The organism is Scandinavium hiltneri (assembly GCF_024764835.1).
GTDB classification, from domain to species: domain Bacteria; phylum Pseudomonadota; class Gammaproteobacteria; order Enterobacterales; family Enterobacteriaceae; genus Scandinavium; species Scandinavium hiltneri.
Genome location: NZ_JALIGE010000003.1, coordinates 1 through 254 on the forward strand (window position 1 = coordinate 1; position 254 = coordinate 254).

1 rRNA gene is annotated in these 254 nt (G+C 49.6%); it reads right to left on the reverse strand.

From position 1 onward, the window contains the following. A 23S ribosomal RNA gene (locus MUU47_RS00010) occupies positions 1-254 on the reverse strand; the annotation flags it as partial.

Sequence of the window (254 nt, forward strand, 5' to 3'; positions counted from 1 at the left end):
CTCTACCTGACCACCTGTGTCGGTTTGGGGTACGATTTCGTGTTACCTGATGCTTAGAGGCTTTTCCTGGAAGCAGGGCATCTGTTACTTCAGTACCGTAGTACCTCGTCATCACACCTCAGCGTTAATAAGAGTCCGGATTTACCTAAACTCTCCGCCTACATGCTTAAACCGGGACAACCGTCGCCCGGATAACATAGCCTTCTCCGTCCCCCCTTCGCAGTAACACCAAGTACAGGAATATTAACCTGTTT